The organism is Paraclostridium sp. MRS3W1 (assembly GCF_032465715.1).
Classification (GTDB): domain Bacteria; phylum Bacillota; class Clostridia; order Peptostreptococcales; family Peptostreptococcaceae; genus Paraclostridium; species Paraclostridium dentum.
The window spans coordinates 1-22,902 of record NZ_JAWDJM010000188.1 but is presented as its reverse complement, the minus strand read 5'-3'; the positions used below and the strand labels follow the sequence as shown (position 1 = coordinate 22,902).

Annotated in this window: 25 protein-coding genes; all 25 read left to right on the top strand. The window is 28.3% G+C overall.

What is annotated here, in order from left to right; all coding sequences use genetic code 11:
• Nucleotides 1–79 precede the first annotated feature (79 nt).
• A complete protein-coding gene (locus RWY47_RS16080) occupies nt 80–241 on the top strand; it encodes a hypothetical protein (RefSeq protein WP_156344347.1) in 162 nt (53 codons plus the stop codon).
• Between the two features lie 201 nt (nt 242–442).
• The gene (locus tag RWY47_RS16075) at nt 443–1,414 is read left to right on the top strand and encodes a sulfurtransferase (RefSeq protein WP_150843135.1); all 972 of its coding nucleotides are present in this window, start codon (nt 443–445) and stop codon (nt 1,412–1,414) included.
• A 10-nt stretch (nt 1,415–1,424) separates the two neighbouring features.
• A complete protein-coding gene (locus tag RWY47_RS16070) occupies nt 1,425–2,117 on the top strand; it encodes a TVP38/TMEM64 family protein (protein WP_150843134.1) in 693 nt (230 codons plus the stop codon).
• Nucleotides 2,118–2,197: 80 nt separating this feature from the next.
• A complete protein-coding gene (locus RWY47_RS16065) occupies nt 2,198–3,307 on the top strand; it encodes a (Fe-S)-binding protein (RefSeq protein ID WP_150843133.1) in 1,110 nt (369 codons plus the stop codon).
• A 16-nt stretch (nt 3,308–3,323) separates the two neighbouring features.
• A complete protein-coding gene (locus RWY47_RS16060) occupies nt 3,324–3,980 on the top strand; it encodes a TVP38/TMEM64 family protein (protein ID WP_150843132.1) in 657 nt (218 codons plus the stop codon).
• 8 nt (nt 3,981–3,988) lie between these two features.
• Complete coding sequence (locus RWY47_RS16055; protein WP_025161584.1) at nt 3,989–4,570, top strand: CDP-alcohol phosphatidyltransferase family protein; 582 nt, start codon at nt 3,989–3,991, stop codon at nt 4,568–4,570.
• Between the two features lie 62 nt (nt 4,571–4,632).
• The gene (locus RWY47_RS16050) at nt 4,633–5,505 is read left to right on the top strand and encodes a DMT family transporter (RefSeq protein ID WP_224170422.1); all 873 of its coding nucleotides are present in this window, start codon (nt 4,633–4,635) and stop codon (nt 5,503–5,505) included.
• A 375-nt stretch (nt 5,506–5,880) separates the two neighbouring features.
• Nucleotides 5,881–6,039, top strand: coding sequence for a hypothetical protein (locus RWY47_RS16045; RefSeq protein ID WP_021429484.1), 159 nt, complete (start codon nt 5,881–5,883; stop codon nt 6,037–6,039).
• A 398-nt stretch (nt 6,040–6,437) separates the two neighbouring features.
• A complete protein-coding gene (locus RWY47_RS18190) occupies nt 6,438–6,704 on the top strand; it encodes an endonuclease/exonuclease/phosphatase family protein (protein WP_142729953.1) in 267 nt (88 codons plus the stop codon).
• Between the two features lie 109 nt (nt 6,705–6,813).
• Nucleotides 6,814–8,100 carry a VanW family protein gene (locus RWY47_RS16040; protein ID WP_168930680.1) on the top strand — a complete coding sequence of 429 codons (1,287 nt, stop codon included), beginning with the start codon at nt 6,814–6,816 and terminating at the stop codon, nt 8,098–8,100.
• Between the two features lie 336 nt (nt 8,101–8,436).
• Entirely contained in the window at nt 8,437–9,426 is a 990-nt protein-coding gene (locus RWY47_RS16035) for a protein kinase domain-containing protein (protein WP_167402914.1), read from the top strand.
• 123 nt (nt 9,427–9,549) lie between these two features.
• A complete protein-coding gene (locus tag RWY47_RS16030) occupies nt 9,550–10,494 on the top strand; it encodes a potassium channel family protein (protein ID WP_168930683.1) in 945 nt (314 codons plus the stop codon).
• Nucleotides 10,495–10,571: 77 nt separating this feature from the next.
• Nucleotides 10,572–11,759 (top strand): D-alanyl-D-alanine carboxypeptidase family protein, encoded by a 1,188-nt coding sequence (locus RWY47_RS16025; RefSeq protein WP_150887146.1) that lies wholly within the window; start codon nt 10,572–10,574, stop codon nt 11,757–11,759.
• Nucleotides 11,760–12,074: 315 nt separating this feature from the next.
• A complete protein-coding gene (gene rpsB, locus RWY47_RS16020) occupies nt 12,075–12,797 on the top strand; it encodes a 30S ribosomal protein S2 (protein ID WP_021433574.1) in 723 nt (240 codons plus the stop codon).
• A gap of 63 nt (nt 12,798–12,860) precedes the next feature.
• Nucleotides 12,861–13,766 (top strand): translation elongation factor Ts, encoded by a 906-nt coding sequence (gene tsf / locus RWY47_RS16015; RefSeq protein WP_150843128.1) that lies wholly within the window; start codon nt 12,861–12,863, stop codon nt 13,764–13,766.
• A 66-nt stretch (nt 13,767–13,832) separates the two neighbouring features.
• Nucleotides 13,833–14,537 (top strand): UMP kinase, encoded by a 705-nt coding sequence (pyrH, locus tag RWY47_RS16010; protein WP_021429515.1) that lies wholly within the window; start codon nt 13,833–13,835, stop codon nt 14,535–14,537.
• Between the two features lie 24 nt (nt 14,538–14,561).
• The gene (frr, locus tag RWY47_RS16005; protein ID WP_021429446.1) at nt 14,562–15,119 is read left to right on the top strand and encodes a ribosome recycling factor; all 558 of its coding nucleotides are present in this window, start codon (nt 14,562–14,564) and stop codon (nt 15,117–15,119) included.
• Between the two features lie 2 nt (nt 15,120–15,121).
• Nucleotides 15,122–15,325, top strand: a complete 204-nt coding sequence (locus RWY47_RS16000; protein WP_021429454.1) for a hypothetical protein — start codon at nt 15,122–15,124, stop codon at nt 15,323–15,325.
• A 30-nt stretch (nt 15,326–15,355) separates the two neighbouring features.
• Entirely contained in the window at nt 15,356–16,090 is a 735-nt protein-coding gene (locus RWY47_RS15995; RefSeq protein WP_021429498.1) for an isoprenyl transferase, read from the top strand.
• 12 nt (nt 16,091–16,102) lie between these two features.
• Nucleotides 16,103–16,879 (top strand): phosphatidate cytidylyltransferase, encoded by a 777-nt coding sequence (locus RWY47_RS15990; RefSeq protein WP_021429455.1) that lies wholly within the window; start codon nt 16,103–16,105, stop codon nt 16,877–16,879.
• Between the two features lie 64 nt (nt 16,880–16,943).
• A complete protein-coding gene (locus RWY47_RS15985) occupies nt 16,944–18,095 on the top strand; it encodes a 1-deoxy-D-xylulose-5-phosphate reductoisomerase (RefSeq protein ID WP_021429534.1) in 1,152 nt (383 codons plus the stop codon).
• 12 nt (nt 18,096–18,107) lie between these two features.
• Nucleotides 18,108–19,127: an RIP metalloprotease RseP gene (rseP, locus tag RWY47_RS15980; RefSeq protein ID WP_206198365.1), complete on the top strand. Its 1,020-nt coding sequence runs from the start codon at nt 18,108–18,110 to the stop codon at nt 19,125–19,127.
• A 31-nt stretch (nt 19,128–19,158) separates the two neighbouring features.
• Nucleotides 19,159–20,220 (top strand): flavodoxin-dependent (E)-4-hydroxy-3-methylbut-2-enyl-diphosphate synthase, encoded by a 1,062-nt coding sequence (ispG, locus tag RWY47_RS15975; RefSeq protein ID WP_021433569.1) that lies wholly within the window; start codon nt 19,159–19,161, stop codon nt 20,218–20,220.
• Nucleotides 20,221–20,352: 132 nt separating this feature from the next.
• Nucleotides 20,353–22,287: a [FeFe] hydrogenase, group A gene (locus RWY47_RS15970; protein ID WP_035114970.1), complete on the top strand. Its 1,935-nt coding sequence runs from the start codon at nt 20,353–20,355 to the stop codon at nt 22,285–22,287.
• Nucleotides 22,288–22,361: 74 nt separating this feature from the next.
• A partial coding sequence (locus RWY47_RS15965; protein ID WP_316030369.1) for a hypothetical protein occupies nt 22,362–22,902 on the top strand: 541 nt, incomplete at its 3' end.

Sequence of the window (22,902 nt, the reverse complement as noted above, 5' to 3'; positions counted from 1 at the left end):
AAAGCCTTGCCTCTTTAGGAAGAATAGAAATATAAATTGTGAGTAAAATAATTTATAAAATGATAAAGAGGTGAAAATGATGGCTAAGAAAAATAAAATGTTTAAAGAAATGGGACATAAAATGGAAGAACTAGGCCATGATATGTCAAAAGGTATACAATCTTTTTCAAACTCAGTAGAACATGCAGGAGAAAAAGTTGCAAAAGATATGAAAAAAGCTAGTAAAAAAATGTTTAAATAATAATAAAAAAAGACTAGAGTTTACTCTAGCCTTTTTTTATTATTAAATTAAAATTTTAAACTATCTAAATAGATAAAAGCTATATTGAATAACTAAGGTATAGATTTTTTCTATAATTTATGTAATATCTATTATGATATAATCCAAGATGTAATACAAAAAGTGACAAAAAATTCTTGAAAATTATCTGGGAGGATTCATATGAATATTAGGAGTAAAAAAGCAATATTAATAGTTAGTTCATTATTAATAACTAGTGGGTTAGTAGTAGGTTGTGCTGATAAAAAAAATGAGCAAAATACTAATGCAACAAATAAGGAGCAAAGTGTAAAAACAACAAAAGAGGATTATACATATGAAAATAATGAATATTTCACAAGTGTAGACTGGTTAAGTAAAAATTTAAAGAATAAAGATATATTAATAATAGATGCTAGAAGCGAAGATGACTATAATAAAGGACATATACCAGGAGCTATAAATGTAGCTTGGCAAAGTTTTTGTAAAATGGAAGGCAAAGCAGGAGACAAGGACTGGGGAACTCTTTTAGATAAAGATCAATTATCTAAGATATATTCGGATCTTGGAATCGATAAAAATAAAAAAGTTATCGTTTATGCTCAGAAAAATGGATGGGGTGAAGACGGACGACTAGCTTGGATGTTCAAGGAAACAGGAGTAGATGTTAGAATGTTAAACGGAGGAATGGACCTTTGGAAATCTAACGGAGAAGAAATATCTAAAGAAAAAGTGGATCCTAAGAAATCAGAGTATGTTATAAAAGAACTTAAAAATGATATAAATATAGATACAAAGACTTTAAAAGAAAAAATGAATGATGTTAAAATAATAGATACAAGAGAAAAAGATGAGTATGATGGCGCTACTAAGTTTGGAGAAGCTAGAGGTGGACATATACCTAAATCTATAAATATACCATTTAATGAAGTGTATAATGAAGATGGAACTATAAAATCTAAAGCAGATTTAGAAAAGTTATTCAAAGATGCAGGTATAAATAAAGACGATGAAATAGTTACTTACTGTACATCTGGAATTAGATCAGGACATATGGCATTAATTTTAAAATCAATAGGGTATGATAATGTTAAAAACTATGATGCATCTTACTATGAGTGGGCAGGAGATAAAACTAATCCTGTTGAGAAATAAGAGGTAAATTATGAAACAAAAAAAGAAAAAATCTTTAATTTTAAAAATAGGAGTTTTACTTTTGATTATAGGTATATACTTATTTGTAGGACCTGTTAATCGATTTATAAATCAAATGATATTTTATTTAAGTATGTTGAATTTAGAAAGCTTAAAACAGTATATTTTATCATTTGGAATCTGGGCGCCAATTATATCATTTATTTTAATGATACTTCAGTCCGTAGCCGCTCCATTGCCTGCATTTTTAATAACATTTGCAAATGCAGCATTATTTGGATGGGTAAAAGGGGCACTTCTTTCTTGGACTAGTGCTATGGCAGGGGCAGCACTATGCTTTTATATAGCACGATTTTTAGGAAGAGATACAGTAGAAAAACTTACAAGTAAGTTTGCAATTGATAGTATAGATGAATTTTTTAATAAATATGGAAAACATACAATATTAATAGCAAGATTACTTCCATTTATGTCATTTGATTTAGTTAGTTATGCGGCAGGGTTAACATCTATGAGTTTTGTATCATTTTTTATAGCTACTGGAATTGGTCAGCTTCCAGCAACTATAATATATTCGTATGTTGGTGATATGCTTACTGGTGGGGCTAAATTAATGATGATGGGAATTCTTACACTTAGTGCTATAAGTGTTTTGATATATGTACTAAAGAAAATATATAATGATAAAAATAAAGTTAGTTAATATTTAGTATAAGAAATATCCCAAGTTTGTTAATCAAATTTTGGGATATTTCATTTTGTATATATGAGAGGTGAGGATGAATGGAGCTAAATGAAAATTTAAAAAATAAAGTTAAAGATGATGAAAATAAATGTATAAATTGTAAGCTATGTTTTCATAACTGTCCTATGATGAAAGAATTTGAGAACTCACCAAAGGATTTAATGAATAGGATTTTATCCGATAGTATAGATATAAGAAAAGTTGCATATTCATGCATGCTTTGTGGCTTATGCACGAGTAAGTGTCCTAAAGGAATAGATCTAAAATCTACATTTTATAAAATAAGAAAATACGCAGTTTTAAATAATAAACAAGAAGTAAAAAGAGATGGATATAAAGTTGTTAGGTTTCATCAAATGAATAGTTTTTCACCTATATTTTCAAAAAGCTTAAAAATTAATGATAATAAAACTGTATTTTTACCAGGATGTAGTTTAAGCAGTTATAGTGAAGATATTGTTTTAAAGACATATGAATACTTGAAGCAGTACTACACTAATATTGGAATGACTTTAAAGTGTTGTGGAAAACCCACATTATCAATGGGAGATGAAGATAAGTTTAAAAAATATTATTCTAGCTTAGAAACGTATATAAAAAAAGAAGGAATAGACGAAATTATAGTGGCATGTCCGAATTGCTACAATACTATAAAAAATTACAGTGAAAATGTTAAGATAAAGACTGTATATGAAGTTATAAATGAAATTGGAGTTCCAGACAACTTGAAACATAATTATGAAGGAATAGAGGCTGCAATCCATGATTCATGTTCAACAAGGCATGAAAACCAAATACATGAAAGTGTTAGATGTATATTAAGAGAGCTAGGGTTAAATATAGTCGAGTTTAAAAATAATAAAAAAGATACTGTTTGTTGTGGAGCTGGAGGTATGGTGGGAGTAACGAATTATCAACTTGCTTTAAAACAGATGAATAGTAGGGCTGATGAGACTAAATGTGAAAATATAGTTTGTTATTGTGAATCATGCTGTGAATCATTGTTAAATTCAAATAAAAATATACTCCATACATTAGATTTACTATTCAATGAAGAAGTTATAAACAAAAATTTATTTACACAATCTAAGACAAAAACACTTAATAAATGGATCACAAGATATAAAACAACTACACTATGCAAATAATTAATTGGAGGTTGGTATGAATTATAAATTTAGCAAATTTTTAAAAGTATTGTTATCGGGAATTATAATTTTTGTAATTGGAAGTATTATATACAAAATTTTAAACATGGATATAGGACCAAATGATATACAAAAGTATGTTACTTCATTTGGAAAACTAGCACCTTTAGTATATATTATTATGTTTGCATTAGTGCCTTTAACTCTTTTTCCAGATTCAATTTTAGCAATTGGAGGAGGAATTATATTTGGATTAACTAAAGGATATATATACACACTTATAGGAGCGCTTTTAGGGGCGAGTTTATCTTTTTATATATCTAGAAAACTTGGAAGAAATTTTGTGAAAAAAATTACAAAAGAAAAATTAGATTATATAGAAGAAATGATAAACACAAAAGGTTTTTTTGTGATTTTATTACTTAGGCTTATACCGTTGTTTCCGTTTGATGTGATTAGTTATGGAGCGGGTCTTACAAATATAAAATATAGAGATTTTATATTTGCAACTATAGTAGGTACTATTCCGGGCATTCTTGTCTTTACAAATATTGGAGCTCAATCGGTTGATATAGGTAGCAATAGTTTTTATCTATCAATAATGGCACTTATACTGCTAATTTTATCGTCAATAGTTTTAAAAAATAAGTTTATAAATACACAGAAGAAGTAGGTGAAATTATGTTAGATACACACGGTAGAAAGTATGTAGATCCAATTATAAATTGTGGAGCTAATTTTTTTATTAAACTAAATTTAACTGCAAACAATGTAACTATTATAGCTTTGCTTTTAGGAATATTGACAAGTGTATTTATATATATAGATATGAATATACTTGCAGTTATAACTCTTTGGATTTCAGGATACCTAGACGCTGTAGATGGTTCTATAGCTAGGAAAACAAAAACAACATCTTTATTTGGAACGTTAATGGATATAACTTTTGATAGAATTGTTGAAACTTCTATAATATTATCATTAGCAATGAGGTATTCAAATGCAAGAATTAATTTTATTGTGCTACTTATATGTATTATAATTTCTATGACTATATTTTTGACAGTAGGAGCTTTAGTAGAAAAAAAAGGTATGAAATCTTTTTATTATCAAGCTGGAGTTGCTGAAAGAAGTGAAGGTTTTTTAATGTTTAGTTTAATGATACTAGTTCCAAGCTATATAGTAATTTTTACAAATTTATTTTCGGCGATTATATTTATAACGATAATACAAAGAATAATAGAAGCTAAGAAGATATTGTAAAAACACCTTTTATTATATGTTATACTGTATACAATATATATTTAGCTACGGAGGTGTGAAATTTGGGAAAATTAAATAATTTAAGTGATAGAAATAAAGGAATTGTATTTATAATTTTATCTGCATTTGGGTTTGCGATGATGTCAGCTTTTATAAAGCTATCGGGTGATTTACCTAGTATCCAAAAAACTTTTTTTAGAAATTTAGTATCATGCATAATTGCATTTTCATTAATACTAAAATATAAAGAAAGCGCCTTTGGAAGCAAAGAAAATAGAAAAATATTAATTTTAAGGTCTATATTTGGTACTTTAGGAATAATACTAAATTTCTATGCTATTGATAGATTGGTTTTATCAGATGCAAACATGTTAAATAAACTAAGTCCATTTTTTGTAATAATTTTTTCAGCTATATTCTTAAAAGAAAAAATTAAGTCAAATCAAGCTATAGCAGTAATAATAGCATTTATAGGAGCTTTGTTTATAATAAAACCTACTCTAAATTTTGCAATAATACCATATGTGGCAGGAATTTTAGGGGCGATATTTGCAGCAGCAGCGTATACTTGCCTAAGAGTTCTTGGGGGAAAAGAAAAGTTTTACACTGTGGTATTTTTCTTTTCGTTATTTTCAACTGTTTCAATATTTCCATTTGCCATTATGGCATACAAATCTATGACAATTATACAATTTGTATATTTAGTTTTAGGAGGCGTTTTTGCAAGTATTGGACAATTCGGAGTAACACTTGCATATAAATATGCACCAGCTAAGGAAATATCTATATTTGATTATTCAAATATAATATTCTCAGCTATTATAAGTATAGTAGTATTTAATGTGATTCCGGATAAATACAGTTTTATAGGCTATATAATAATATTTTCAGCATCATATTACATGTTTTTAAATAATAAAAAAACTAAAAATTAGATTTGTATTTATAAAATTTTAAAATGTGTACACTATATATAAAAAGTATAGTTTATTGTGTTGACAAAATGTGATTTATGATATATAGTATATTGTATACAATATGAAAATTCCTTAAAATAGATAAAATAAATAAATGCTTAGTTAATTAGAGTGCTATATAATATTAAAAATTATTATATAGCACTCTTTTTTTTATTCACAAAAAATGACAAAAAAACATAAAAAATAATATTTTTCTATTGAAAACGAACAGGTGTTTGGTTTATAATAAGTATTGAAGGAACGGTTGTTCGGTTGAAGTTTAGTAATAAATAATGGCATACATGAATATAAATAGTATAAATTATTAATTTATGAAGGAGAGAAAAACCAATGATGATATCAAATAGAAGACTAGAGGAAATAACTATAAATAACCTAAGAAAGGGAGATGTTAGCATAGGAGAATTAGATGAATTATATAAAAAAATGGGATTCTTATTTGTTATAAATCAAGGTAAATGTACAAGGATAAAAAAAGAAAGAAGTTAAAATTTATGCAACTGGAATTTAGGAGGATAAATGAAAATTATAACTTACAACATTCATAAAGGTATGGATGCACACAATAAAGATACCTTAAATGAATTATTAAGTTTTTAAAAAAGATAAATGCAGATGTAATATGCCTTCAAGAAGTTTTAGAGAGTATACATTATAAAATTTTAAATGATTTAAATATAAAAGGTTACTTTTTTAAAACTGTAGAGTTAAAAGGTGATAATTATGGAATTGCTATATATTTTGTTGAATGTGTAAAGTACACAGATGGATTTTATTTAAGTAGTAAAAAAGAGCAAAGGGGATTTATTCATACTCAATTTTTTATAAATAACAAATTAGTTAATATAATAAATACTCATTTAGGGTTAAATGAGTAAGAAAGAAAAATACAGATTGAGGAAATTTATAGTTATGTAAATAATTTAAGAGGAAAAATTATTATATGTGGTGATTTTAACCAAACGAATATAAAAATAAAAGATTATTATGACTTATCTATATTGTTTAGTTGTGAAAATATAGAAACATTTCAACCTAGTAAATCTAGAATAGATTATATATTTATGTCTAAAAATCTAAGACCGAGTAGATATAAAGTTGAATTTATTAATTTATCTGATCATTATCCTGTAATAGGAGAATTTATTATATAAATATACAAGCCTCTACAATTGTGACAATAAAGTTACATATACTTAAGAAACGTTGTTTTATAAAGTTCATTTAAATATAATTATCTTAAGTAAAGTAGGGGGGAATGAAATGCAACAAAATGTAGCAGTAGAAGAAAAAAAAGAAAGAGTAAAACTTGATATTACATCAAAAAAAAATTTAAGTATTATAGCAGCAATTATTTTAACACTTATAATAATAGCATCTATAGGCATAAAATCATTTAATAACAAGTATATTTACAACGGCAAGATAGCTACCAATATGTATATTGGAAATGTAAATGTTTCAGATCTTACACCTAATGAGGCTAAATTAGCTGTAGCCAATGAATACAAGCCTAAGATTATAGATGTGGATTACAATGATAAAAATTTTACAATAAATCCGAACCAAATTGATTTAAAATACGATGTAAATAAGTTTGTTGATAATGCATATAAATTTAACAAAACTGATTCGTATTTCAAGAATGTAGAAAGAGTTATTGCACTTCAAAGAGGAAAAAAAGAAGTAATAGCTATAAATCCTACATACAATGAAAAAAAATTAGACTCAGCATTAGATGAAATAAGTAATAAGGCAAATAAAAAAGTTGCTGATGCAAAGTTATATATATCAGATTCAGGAAGCTTTAATATAACTCCAGAGGTTATAGGACAAGAATTGGATAAAAAATCTAGTAAGGAAAACATAAAAAAATATTTATCTGAAAACAAGTTTAGTGGTATGGCGCTTTCAATAAAAAGTCAGAAACCAATTATAACCGCGGGTATGCTAAAAAGTGTAGATTCATTACTGGCTACTCACAGTACTAGATATACAAATTCATCTGCTAATAGAGCTTACAATATAGTTAAGGCATCTAATAGTACTAGTGACATAGTACTTATGCCAGGAGAAGAATTTTCATACAATACATCAACAGGACCTAGAAGTAGATCGAATGGGTATAAAGATGCCCCTGTAATTGTAGATGGTAAAGTACAAGATGGATCTGGAGGAGGAGTATGTCAAGTATCTACAACTATATATAATTCAGCTCTTTACTCAGGGCTTGATATAACAAATGTTAGAAATCATTCATTGCCATCTACGTACGCTCCTAAGGGAAAAGATGCAACAGTTGCTTATGGATCTATAGATTTAAAATTTAAAAATCCATATAAACATCCTATATATATAAAAAACTCAGCGTATAATGGAACAGTAACAAGCACTATATATGGTAGTTCAAAGGATAAGCAAAATATAAGTGTGGTAACTGAAAATGTGGGAAGTAGTAATGTAGTTAAGACTTATAGAGAATTTAAAGATTCTAACGGTAAAGTAACAGAAAAAGAGTACATAACAACGAGTTCGTACAAGAAAAAATAAAATTAATAATAATATACTAAATAATATATATATATATCCGTATATAATTTTAAGGATTATAGTTGTTTGACTTCTATGAATCTATTAAATTGTATACGGATATTTTTGTAAAGACTAAAGCACCTCTATATTTATTTTCAAGAATTTTTAAAAAGTTTAAAGGTAATAATAATTGGGTATGACCACAAAAATAAACTAATAACACTGAAACGATACAATAATACAAAAAAATATAAATGTGGTCATGCAATACTTATTAATTACAATTATTTCCAAAATTGTTATAATATAACTAAGGATAGAAAATGTTTGCATGCATATTGGGAGGGAGATTATTTGGTATATATAGGAAAAAGGTATGAAATTGTAGAAGAAATAGGAAGATGTTCTAATTCGTGTCTATATAAAGGCAGAGATTCTTACGATAAGCAGCTGGTCATTATAAATATCATAGATAAAGGGATAATTAGAAGTGAAAAATTTATATCTAACTTAATTGATGAATCAACATCTATAAATGAAATTAACTCGCCGAATATACTTAAAGTAAAAGATGTAGGAATGGATAAGCTTGAAAATGGAACGGAATTATACTATGTTATAAGTGAGTATATGGAAGGTAGCACTTTGAACCAATTAACTAAATTTCATAAATTGAATATGGATGAAATAATTATAATTTTTAGACAAATATTAAATGCACTAGAAGTAATACATAGCTATGATATATATCATGGATGTCTACAGCCAAGTAACATAATTATAGATGAAGGATATAATGTAAAGTTAAGTAACATTGGAATTATAAAATCTAATAATAAAATTTTTAATAATGGAATAAAAAGATTTTCTAAAAACTTAAAGTATATGTGTCCTCATCAAATTTGTCTAGGATATACAGATAAAAGTAGCGATTTTCATGCTTTAGGAGTAATTTTGTTTGAATTGATATTTGGAGAACACCCTTATGGAGAAGCAAAAAATGAAGAGGAGCTCATAAGAAGAATGGACAAGGGTATATGTTGGAGAAAAATTGACACCGGAAAAAGTCCAGAAAAAATCATAAATATAGTAAAAAAACTGTTAAGTCGAAAGCATAGATATCAAACGCCTCAAGAAGTTATGATAGACTTAAGCGAATATCTATATGAAGTTGAAAATATATGTGAAAAAGATGAAGAAAATGAAAATATTGAACAAGATTTAATAGTACATAAAGATGGATATGTAAAAAACAAAAAACACATACATAGATTTAGTAAATTTGCAGCATTAGGAGCAATTGCCATTGTTTCTTTTTTAGTGCTTGGGATGACTATAAAATAAAACTGTTTCAAAGTTAACCTTTGAAACAGTTTTTTTATACAACTAATGAAGTTATTATATTATGAATAAAATTTAATTAATATCAAAAAATAATAACCATAAAAATTGGAGGACGTATAGTCGATGGTTAAACAAAATATAAACTTTAAAAAAAAACAATGCATAGATTATACTAACTTAATATTTGATGAAGTTGTTATTATAAATAGTGATAAACTATATGAATTGAGTAAAAACAAAAATATAGATTTTTCCGATGCTTTATTTAAAAAAGATGTGATATTTGATAATTGTAGATTTGAAAAAAATATTACTTTTAAAAATATTACCTTTGAAAATAAGGTATCTTTTAAAAATTGTATTTTTTATGGAGATTGTATCTTTAAAAATGTAGAGTTTAGTAGAGAATTAACTAGTGAGAAAATTTTTATACATTCAAAAATAAAAGGTCAAAAGGTTTCATTTGAAAATATAAAAAATTTGCCTAGATTAGATGGAATTATTTTTAGTAATTGTACAAAAGTTTTATTAAAAGATATAAAGTATGGTAAAAACAATTATGAAAATGCAAAGATTAATTATAGAATAGCAAAAAATCAATGTAGTATAACTGGAGATTATGAAAAACTTGGACACTATTATTACATGGAAAGATATTATGGAGGTAAATGTATAAAAAGAAGTGGATTTAGAGGTAATATTCAATATATAAATGCTAAATTTATAGATTTTCTATCAAGAATAATAATTGGATATGGAGAAAAGCCTTTAAATATTTTTATAATATCTTTTTTTATAATCACTTTGTTTGCTATTTTATATATGGTAACGGGAGTTAAATATAATGATAAAATAATAAAAATAGGTGAAGTTAAAAATATATATGAGTTAATTAAAAATTATATTGATTTATGGTATTTTAGTATGATTACATTCAGTACTGTAGGATATGGAGATATGACAGTAATTAATATAGCTGGAAAAGCTCTAGTAAGTATAGAAGTTTTTCTTGGAGTAACTATGGGAGCATCATGGGCTTCTGTAATTTTTAGGAAAATGTCAAGATAGTAAATAATTACTAGATATATATTTAAGTAAATAAGTGAAAAATTAATATATACTTATTAACTTAAGAAGGTGAAAAAATGACATTAGGAGTAAAGAAAATCATATCATTTATTTTAATTTTAGCATTTGTAACTCCATATACTATATTTGCAACAGAAAAAGAAAAAGAAGTAGATAAGTATTCTTTATCATCTATACTAATAGACCAAGATACAAATAGAGTTTTATATGCTAAAAATCCAGATGAAAAAAGACCATTAGCTAGTTTAAGTAAAATGATGACATTTTTAATAGCTATAGAAGCTATTGAAAACAAGCAGGTAAGTGCTAAGGATAAAATTAAAATAACTAAAAAAATAGCATCTGTAAAAGGATCAAGTTATCATTTGAAAGAAAATGAAGAAGTAGAGCTAATTGAACTGATGAAAGGATTAATGATAGTTTCTGGAAATGATGCAGCAATTGCTATAGCTACTCATATAGGTAAAAGTCCAGAGCAATTTGTAAAAATTATGAACAAAAAGGCTAAAGATATAGGAATGAGCAATACTCATTTTGTGAATCCTCATGGACTACCTATATATGACTTACAAAATCCTAAGGCTCAACCAAAACAGAATATATCAACAGCTAGAGATATTGCAACCCTTGGTAAATATATGTTTGATAATTATGAAAAACAAGTTACATCGGTTACTGATATGGTTACCTATTCAAATCCAAATAGAGGATTTGAAAAAAACAACACTAACCCTTTGTTAAGGATAATACCTGATGTTGACGGAATTAAGACTGGATACACAGGCAATGCAGGATATTGTTTATCATTTTCGATGAATGTAAAAAAACAAAATGATATACGAAAATATAGAGTTATAGGTGTGTCTTTAGGTGCTAATCATAAAAATAAAAGATTATCAGCATCATTAGACATGCTAAATTATGGTAAAGAGAATTATCATACAGAAAAAGTAATACGTAAAAATGATTTAATTGGCAAAAAATATATAAAGGGATTAGAAGAATTAGAAGTAGAGCTTAGAACTAAAGATGAATTATATACAATCTTAGGAAATGAAGAAAATTTAAATACACAGTTAACTTTAAAAGAATTAGAATATCCTATTAAAAAGGGTGATGTACTAGGTGTAATTAAATACTATACTGATAATGGAGAAATCTTGGGTAGTATTGATATAGTTAGTGCGAAAGATGTGGATAATGCTTCTTTAATTACTAAAGTTAAAATGCTGTTTTCAAAATAGTAAAAAATAAGATAGAGTATCAACTCTATCTTATTTTTTATGTGTAAAAAAATGAAAATTTGATTTATGAATTAAGTTGAATATATTTTTGAAAATTTGGCAATAATTACTTAGGGAAATGAAGAAAAATAGAAAATAATAGTACGTATATAATAAGGATATAAAATTTATAAAAGATATTGTAATTTATAGTAGGCTATGATATACTAACTGAGGTAAAAAAATAAAATAACGCACGACTATGTGATCTCTAAAAGGTGCCTAGAGGGTTTTTTAGAGAGTTGATCAAGTCGGAGGTAAAACCAGGAGGAAAAAATGGCAGTAATATCAATGAAACAATTATTAGAAGCTGGTGTTCATTTCGGACATCAAACAAGAAGATGGAACCCTAAGATGGCTCAATATATATTCACAGAGAGAAATGGAATATATATAATAGACTTACAAAAAACTGTTAAAAAAGTTGAGGAAGCTTACAGATTCACTAAAGAAGTAGCTGAAACTGGAAGACCTATATTATTCGTAGGAACTAAGAAGCAAGCTCAAGAAGCTATAAAAGAAGAAGCTGAAAGATGTGGAATGTTCTACGTTAATGAAAGATGGTTAGGTGGAATGTTAACAAACCACAAAACTATAAAGACTAGAATAGACAAGTTAAGAAAGTTAGAAAAAATGGAAGAAGAAGGAGTATTCAATGTTCTTCCTAAGAAAGAAGTTATAAAATTAAGAGCTGAAAAAGAAAAATTAGAGAAATACTTAAACGGTATAAAAGATATGCCTGAATTACCAGCTGCTATATTCGTAGTAGACCCAAGAAAAGAAAACATAGCTATACAAGAAGCTCACAGATTAGGTATACCAGTAATAGGTATAGTTGATACAAACTGTGATCCTGAGCAATTAGACTTTGCTATACCAGGTAACGATGACGCTATAAGAGCTGTTAAGTTAATAACTGGTGCTATGGCAACTGCTATAATAGAAGGAAGACAAGCTATAGCTGATGATCAAGAAGAAGTAACTGAAGATCAAGAATAATAAAATAATTTAATGGTAAGGGGGCATACCCTTACCATTAGTAATATATAGGAGGGAATACCAATGGCTATAACTGCACAAATGGTTAAAGAGTTAAGAGAAACTACAGGTGCCGGAATGATGGACTGTAAAAAAGCTTTACAAGAAGCTGAAGGAAATATGGAAAGAGCTATAGATTTATTAAGAGAAAAAGGATTATCTAAAGCTGCTAAGAAATCTGATAGAATAGCTGCTGAAGGATTAGTTGCTATAGAAATGAACGATGATAACACAGTTGGTGCTATAGTTGAGATAAACTCAGAAACAGATTTCGTTGCTAAAAACGAAGATTTCAAAACTTTCGTTAAAGATGTTGCTGAAATGGCTTTAGCTACTGAGAAAGAAGATGTAGCTGGATTATTAACTGAATCTCACAAAGAAGGAGCTTTATCTGAAGTATTAAACAACAGAATAGCTACTATAGGAGAAAAGTTAGACATAAGAAGATTTGAAAAAGTATCTACTAACGGACAAGTTGCAGGATACATCCACGGTGGTGGTAAAATAGGTGTATTAGTTGAATTAGAAACAGAAGCAAGAGATGCTGACGTATTAGCAATGGGAAAAGATATAGCTATGCAAGTTGCTGCTATGAATCCTAAGTATGTTTCTAAAGATGACGTAGACCAAGACTACATAGCTCATGAAACAGAAATATTAACTCAACAAGCATTAAATGAAGGAAAACCAGCTAATATAGTTGAAAAGATGATAAAGGGAAGATTAGAAAAACAATTAAAAGAAGTTTGTTTAGTAGAACAAACTTTCGTTAAAAACCCAGATTTAACTATAAAGCAATTAGTTGCAGACGTTGCTAAAAAAGTAGGTTCTGAAATAAAGGTTGCTAGAGTCGTAAGATTCGAAGTTGGTGAAGGTATAGAAAAGAAAGAAGAAAACTTTGCTGAAGAGGTTGCTAAGCAACTTAAGTAATTAACCAAAAGAGAACACTTCGGTGTTCTCTTTTTTAAAAAGTGGATTAACTAAGGAGGATTTCAAATGACAAAGCCGATGTATAAAAGAGTATTACTTAAATTAAGTGGAGAAGCACTAGCTGGAGAAAAAGGATTTGGTATAAACAATGATGTTGTAAATGAGATAGCTAATGCTATAAAACAAATTCAAGGTATAGGTGTAGAAGTAGCTGTAGTTGTTGGAGGAGGTAACTTCTGGAGAGGAAGAACATCAGAAGGTATGGACAGAACTACTGCTGACTACATAGGAATGTTAGCTACAGTTATGAATGCTATGGCTCTACAAGATGCTCTTGAAAACATAGATGTATTAACAAGAGTGCAAACTGCTATAGAAATGAGACAAATAGCAGAACCTTATATAAGAAGAAAGGCAGTTAGACACTTAGAAAAATCTAGAGTTGTTATATTCGGAGCGGGAACAGGAAATCCTTACTTCTCAACTGATACAGCAGCTGCACTTCGTGCTGCAGAAATGGAATCAGAAGTTATATTATTAGCAAAAAATGTTGATGCAGTATATGATAAAGATCCAAAGGTACATGCGGATGCTAAAAAGTTTACAGAACTTAGTTATATAGAAGTTTTACAAAAAGAACTTAAAGTTATGGACTCAACTGCTACATCTTTATGTATGGATAATAAGATACCAATAAAGGTATTTGAACTTTCTACAGAGAATATAATAAAAGCGGTTATGGGTGAAAATATAGGAACTACTGTAAAATAATAAACTATTAAGGAGGAAAATATAATGAGCGCACAAGTAAAAAAACAATTAGAAGAAAAAATGAATAAAACAATAGAAGCTCTTAAATCAGAATTTACTACAATAAGAGCAGGAAGAGCTAATGCTCAAATGTTAGATAAAATAAGAGTTGATTACTATGGAACACCAACTCCTGTAAATCAAGTAGGGGCAATATCAGTTCCAGAACCTAGAACTTTAATGATAAATCCTTGGGATAAGACTGCTATGGCTGAAATAGAGAAAGCTATAAGAAATTCAGATTTAGGATTAAACCCAACTAATGATGGACAAGTTATAAGAATATCAGTTCCAGCTTTAACAGAAGAAAGAAGAAAAGAATTAGCTAAACAAGCTGGTAAAGTAGCAGAAGAGTTTAAAGTTAGATTAAGAAATGAAAGAAGAGATGCTAACGATAAACTTAAAAAAATGGAAAAAGATGGCGATATAACTGAAGATGATTTAAAGAAATCTCAAGATGAAGTTCAAAAATTAACTGATAAGTTTGTAAAAGAAGTAGATGCGTTATTAAAAGCTAAAGAACAAGATATAATGGCGGTATAATATTGGAAAGTTATTATAACTTATTAGGACTTCATACTGAAGAAGTAGAGAGCTTTTTTAAAAAAGAAAATAAACAATATACTATAACTACTATAAATGGCTACAAAGATCAAGATACTTTAATTATTCCCAGAGTTATTAAAATATCTAAAGTAGGAAATAGTATAGAAATAATACAAACATACTTTGCTGACTCCTTAAAATAGGAGTCAGAAAATTTTATTGGGAGGTAGTTTATGAATAAAAACACTATATATGACATAAACTTAAGTAACGTACCTACTCATATAGCAATAATAATGGACGGGAATGGGAGATGGGCAAAAGAAAGACTCCTTCCAAGAACAGTGGGTCATAAAGCTGGAGTTGAAGCTATAAGAGCTGTAACTAAAGAGTGTTCAGCATTAGGGGTAAAGCACTTAACTTTATATGCATTTTCTACAGAAAATTGGAAAAGACCAAAGTTAGAGGTAGATGCTTTAATGAACCTACTTTATACATATCTAAACAAAGAGCTTAAAGAACTACATAAAAATAATGTAAAAATAACAACTATTGGTGATATAGATGTATTACCTGGTAAATCTCTAGATGCTATAAAAAATGCAATTGATATAACTAAAGATAATACTGGATTAAACTTAAATATAGCATTAAATTATGGTAGTAGAAATGATATAAAAAATGCAGTTGTAGATATAGTAAAAAATTGTAAAAGTGGTAAAATAGATATAGAAGATATAACTGAAGATACTATAACAAAATATTTAAGCACTAAGTCTATACCAGACCCAGACTTAATTATAAGAACTAGTGGTGAACAGAGGATAAGTAACTTCTTATTATGGGAAATTGCATATTCAGAATTTTATTTTACAGATGTATACTGGCCTGACTTCGATGGGAATGAAGTAAGGAAAGCTATATATGTTTACCAAAGTAGAGATAGAAGGTTTGGTGGACTTAAGTAAGGAGATTATTTTATGGTTGTAAGAATCATTGCTGCATTAGCGCTAATACCATTATTACTATTTGTAATATATGGGGGGCTACCACTATATATAGCAGAAGCTATTATAGGAATTATTGCATTGGATGAGTTTTATAAGGCATTTAAAAGTAAAAATATACAACCTATAAGTATTTTAGGATATTTATTTGCCGTATACTTGTCTTTAAAACATATTTTAAATTTGAAAAATGAATACACATATGTAATTGTATTTTTACTATTTTTGGTAGGAATAATTTATATTTTATCAGGCAAGAAAAATATTATAGATTTTTCTATAACATTTATAGGGATATTTTATGTTCCTATATTCTTAGATTATATAGTTTTAACAATTAATGATTTTAAATTAGGTGCAATTTATGTATGGTTGATATTTATTATATCATTCATGACAGATACATTTGCATATTTTAGTGGGTATTTATTTGGAAAACACAAACTAATACCTACAATAAGTCCTAAAAAGACAATCGAAGGCAGTATTGGTGGAATTTTAGGATCTACAATTTGTTGTGTAATATTTGGCTATATATTCAAGTTAGATATACCTCACATGGTTTTAGTGGGAAGTATAGGAAGTATTGTAGCACAATTTGGAGATCTATTTGCATCAGCTATAAAAAGATACGTAGGAATAAAAGATTATGGAAAATTAATACCAGGACATGGTGGTATATTAGATAGATTTGATAGTGTTATACTAGTAGCACCATTTGTTTATTATGCAATATATTTATTTATTTAGCTTCAGGGGTTTCTGAAGCTTTAATTGTATAATATTTAAATTATCAGAAAGGAATACAAAGGCAATGAAAAGAATATCAATATTGGGGTCAACAGGTTCTATAGGAACTCAAACATTAGATGTAGTGAGAAAAAATAAAGATAAGTTTGAAGTAGTAGCTATATCTGCAAATAGTAGCATAAATTTATTATTAGAACAAATAACTGAATTTAAACCAAAGTATGTTGCTGTATATGATGAAGATAGTGCTAAAGCATTAAAAAATATGATACCAAGCGATATAGATATAAAAGTTTTAAGTGGAATGGAAGGCTTGGTACAAATATCATCTTTAGATGAAATAGATGTACTTTTAACTGCTATAGTAGGTATGATAGGTTTAGTGCCTACTCTTGAAGCAATAAAAAAAGGCAAGACTATAGCACTTGCAAACAAAGAAACTTTAGTTACAGCAGGTCAATTAGTAATGGAAGAGGCGAAGAAAAGAAATGTAGATATACTTCCTGTAGATAGTGAACATAGTGCTATATTTCAATGTTTAAATGGTGAAAATAACAAAGAAATAGATAGTATAATTTTAACTGCATCAGGAGGACCATTTAGAGGTAAATCTAAGCAAGAACTAGAACATGTAACTAAAAATGAAGCATTAAAACATCCGAATTGGAGTATGGGAAGAAAAATCAGCATAGACTCATCAACCCTTATGAATAAAGGATTAGAAGTTATAGAAGCTAAATGGTTATTTAATGTAGAACCGGATAAAATAGATGTAGTGGTTCATCCTCAAAGTATAATACATTCTATGGTTCAGTTTGTAGATAGTTCTATAATTGCTCAGATGGGATGCCCTGATATGAAATTACCTATACAGTATGCTCTAACATATCCAAATAGACTACTTAATGATTTTGAAAGATTAGACTTTTCTAAACTAAGCAGTTTAACATTTGAAAAGCCAGATTTAAATACATTCCCATGCTTGAAACTAGCTTATGATAGTTTAAAAATGGGAGGTACATATTGTGCAGTATTAAATGCGGCAAATGAAGTTTTAGTAAATGAATTCTTGGAAGATAAAATTAAGTTTTACGATATTCCTAAGTATATTGAAAAAACGTTAGAAGCACATAAAAGTATAGAAAAACCGACATTAGAAGAGATATTACATATAGACAATTGGAGCCGTGAGTTTGTAAAACAGTGTATAAAATAGGATGGTGAAAATATGAATATAATAACTATATTAATAGCTATTTTAGCTTTTGGTGTGATAGTTTTTATTCATGAACTTGGACACTTTTTATTTGCAAAAAAAGCAGGTGTTAGAATTCATGAATTTGCTATTGGTATGGGACCGAAAATATATAGCTTTAAAAAAGGTGAAACTGTATATAGCATAAGGCTACTTCCTCTAGGCGGGTACGTTGCTATGGAAGGTGAAGATGGAGATTCACATGATCCAAGAGCATTTGGAAATAAGAGTATACTTCAAAGGGCAAGTATATTATTTGCAGGACCATTTTTTAATATATTACTTACAGCTGTAATTTTAGCTGGTATATACATGTACCAAGGAATGCCAAGTACAACATTGAAAGAAGTTATAGATGGAAGTGTTGCTCAAAAAGCTGGTATTCAAGCTGGAGATACTGTAACTGAAATCAATGGTAATGATATAAAAAATTGGAATGAGTTAAGCAAAAACATTCAAGATTCTAAGGGAAAAGAGTTAAAATTAACTATTGATAGAAATGGAAAAGAAAAAGAAATAGAGGTTACTCCAGAGTCTAAAGAGGGTAACTATCTAATAGGTATATATCCAGAAAATAAAAAAGATATTCTGGGATCATTTGGAATGGCTATAAAATCAACAATAGCTATGTTAGGTCAAATGATTGCAGTTTTAGGAAAGTTAATAACAGGAACTTTACCAGGTGGTGTAGAAGGTTCGCTTGCAGGACCAATAGGTGTAATAAGCATAGTTGCAGATGCTACAAAAGTAGGTGTAATGAATGTGTTATATTTAGCAGCTGTAATAAGCTTAAACTTAGGAGTATTAAATTTACTTCCTATACCAGCTCTTGATGGAGGAAGATTATTCTTCTTATTTATAGAGTTTTTAAGAGGTGGGAAAAAGATAGATCCAGAAAAAGAAGGTATGGTAAATCTAATTGGATTTGGAGCATTAATGGTGTTTATGTTATTTGTAACATATAAAGACATAGTTAGATTAGTTGGAATGTAGCAACGTTTTACTAGAAAGTGAAGGTGAGATTATGAGTTACGAAAGAAGACTTAGTAGAGAAGTTAGTGTAGGAAGTTTAAAGATAGGTGGGAATAATCCTATATCTATACAATCTATGACAAATACAGATACAAGAGATGCAAAAGCTACAATAGAGCAAATTAAAAGATTAGAAGAAGTTGGATGTGATGTAGTTAGAGTTGCTGTGCCAGATATGGAAGCTGCTAAAAATATAGGTGAAATTAAGAAAAATGTAAATATACCTGTGATTGCAGATATACATTTTGACCATAGATTAGCTTTAGAGGCTATTGACCAAGGGGTTGATGGAGTTAGAATTAACCCAGGAAATATAGGTAGTATAGAGAAAGTTAAGATGGTTGTAAATAAATGTAAAGAAAAAAATCTTAAAATAAGAATAGGTGTAAATGGAGGTTCATTAGAAAAAGAACTTCTAGAAAAGTATGGATCTGCTACAGCTGAAGCTCTTGTAGAAAGTGCTCTTGGGCATGTTAAAATACTTGAAGATTTAGATTTTTGCAATATTGTTATATCGCTTAAATCATCTGATATTTACAAAACTATAGAGGCATATGAACTTATATCTAAAAAAGTTGATTACCCTCTTCATATAGGTATAACAGAATCAGGAAGTGTAAAAAAAGGAACTATAAAATCTTCTATAGGAGTAGGTGCTCTTTTATTAAAAGGAATAGGAGATACTATAAGAATATCTCTGACAGGAGACCCTACAGAAGAAGTTATAGTAGGTAAAGAGATACTTAGAAGCTTGGATTTACTAAATGATAAAATAAAGGTTATATCTTGCCCAACATGTGGAAGATGTAATATAGATCTTATAAGTGTAGTAAATGAAGTTGAAGAAAAAATCAATAAAGTAGATAAGGACATGACTGTTGCTATAATGGGATGTGCAGTTAACGGTCCTGGAGAAGCTAAAGAAGCAGATATAGGAATTGCAGGAGGAAAAGGGGAAGGATTATTATTTAAAAAAGGTGAAATAATCAGAAAAATAAAGGGCGATAACTTGGTTGAAGAGCTGTTGAATGAGATAGATAAATTTAATAAATAATAAAAAGTTAAGTTGAGACATTATGTTTCAACTTAACTTTTTTTTTACAAAAATTAATTGGAATATTATGTTACAATAATGGAGAAGTTAATTAATAATGTAAATTTAATTTCTATTTAAGGAGAGTTCAAAATGGGAGATAATAAATCAACAATAATTCAAAGTTCATTGGGATCTGTTTTCACAGTGTTTAGTGAAGAAGAGCTAAAGCAAATTACTGATAGTAGTAGAAAGATTGCTATTTCAGGTAAAATAAATAACCCTGGAATTATAGAAGTTCCGGAAAGTGCAACACTTAAGGATATTATAGATTTAGCTGGAGGAATAATAAAAAATAGGGATTTTAAAGCAGCTCAATTAGGAATTCCATTTGGAGGTTTTTTAACAGAAGATAGTTTAGACAAAGAACTAGACTTTACTTTGTTTAACTCAGAGTGTAGTAGAACCATAATAATTCTTTCTCAAGAAGACTGTATAGTTCAGTATGCTAAATTCTACATAGATTTCTTAATGGGAAAAATGAAAGATGATAAATTTAAAAAATATGCAAAGGTTAAAAATGAAATAATGGAAATGTGGAAGATATTAGATAGAATTAGTAAAGGTAGATCTAATATGAGAGATATTTTCATATTAAGAGAACTTGCAAATGAAGTAAAAGATACTTTAAATCAAAAACACAATATAATGCAAGAAATAATAGATAAGTTTTATGAAGAAATAGAAGAACATATAGAGGATGAAAAGTGCTATACAGCTCAATGTAATAATCTTGTTAAGCTTACAATAACAGGTAAATGTATAGGGTGTGGAGCGTGCAAAAGAGCTTGTCCTGTGGATTGTATAGTAGGAGAAAGAAAAGAACAACACTATATTGACTACAATAGATGTACTCATTGTGGGCAATGTATAGCATCATGCCCAGTTGATGCTATAACTGCTGGAGATAATACTCTTAAATTTTTAAGAGATTTAGCTACTCCTAATAAAATTGTAATTACTCAAATGGCACCAGCTATAAGGGTAGCTATAGGAGAAGCATTTGGATTTGAACCAGGGACAAATGTTGAGAAGAAAATTGCTGCTGCACTTAGAAAGTTAGGTGTAGATTATGTATTTGATACTACTTGGGCAGCAGACCTTACAATAATGGAAGAAGCAGCGGAACTACAAGAAAGATTAGAAAAACACTTCGCAGGGGATGAAGATGTTAAGCTTCCAATACTTACATCTTGTTGTCCTGCTTGGGTTAAATTTATAGAACAAAACTACGGAGATATGTTAGATGTTCCATCAAGTGCAAAATCACCAATGCAGATGTTTGCTACAGTTGCTAAAGATTTGTGGGCTAAAGAAGAAAAAGGACTTAGTAGAGATGAAGTAACATCTGTAGCTATAATGCCATGTATAGCTAAGAAGTATGAAGCATCGAGACATGAATTTTCAAGAGGTCTAAACTATGATGTAGATTATGTTATAACGACTAGAGAACTTATAAAAATATTTGAAGACTCAGGAATTGATTTAAAAGAAATTGAGGATCAAGAAATAGATCAAGTTTTAGGTGAATATACAGGAGCTGGAATAATATTTGGAAGAACTGGTGGCGTAATTGAAGCTGCAACGAGAACAGCAATAGAAAACATGACTGGTAAAAAGTTAGAAAATGTAGAATTTACTTGCTTAAGAGGATGGGATTCATTTAGATCGTGTGACTTAGAAGTAGATGGAATAAAGCTTAGAATAGGAGTTGCATATGGACTAAAGGAAGCTGGTAAAATGCTAGATAAAATAAGGGCTAAAGAAGAATTTTTCCATGCAATAGAAATAATGGCGTGTCCAGGTGGATGTGTAGGTGGCGGAGGTCAACCTAAAGCTAAAAAAAGAATTGAAAGTATAGAAAAAAGAGCAGAGGGATTAAACAACATAGATAAATCATCTGATTTAAGAGTATCAAAGGAAAACCCAGCTGTACAAGCTATTTATGATAAATATTTAGGAAAACCATTGAGTCATAAGGCACATGAACTTCTTCATACAAAGTACTTTGTCAAAGTAAAAAAATAAATATTTCATTTAGATAAATAAAATTTGATTTTATAGGGATAATATGAATGTAGTCTGTTGGAAGGAGAATTTTTATGCGTAATATTAAAATATTATCGATGATTTGTATCATAATTGGTAATGTTTTATTAGGTGGATGTAGTTTTTATAAAAGTACTAATCATAATTCAAACAATAATGAAAGTGTTAATCAAAATGGATTAAGCATATTTGAGTATAATGAGCAATTTACTAATTCATATAAAAAATATATAGAACCTTTGTATATAGAAGAATTTGATAATGCTGAAAAATTTTTAAAAAATCAAGAACTAACAAGTAATGCAGACTATCTTGATGAATACAAAAATTTATTAGGAATATGTGAAAGGCATATATCAGGATTTAAGAAAGATATGAATAATTTAGTAATGCAAGATTTAAAGCTCACAGATATGAATAATGAGTTAGTAGAAAATAGCGATATTTTAATAACTGAAATAAATACTAAAATAAATGCTTTGGAATCCATCCCCAGCGAAAAACATTCTTTAGATTCAGATAGTTTTGTAGATTATATAGAATCAAATTTTCAAATATCTGAAAGAATTACGGATAAGTTTGAAAATTCTATAA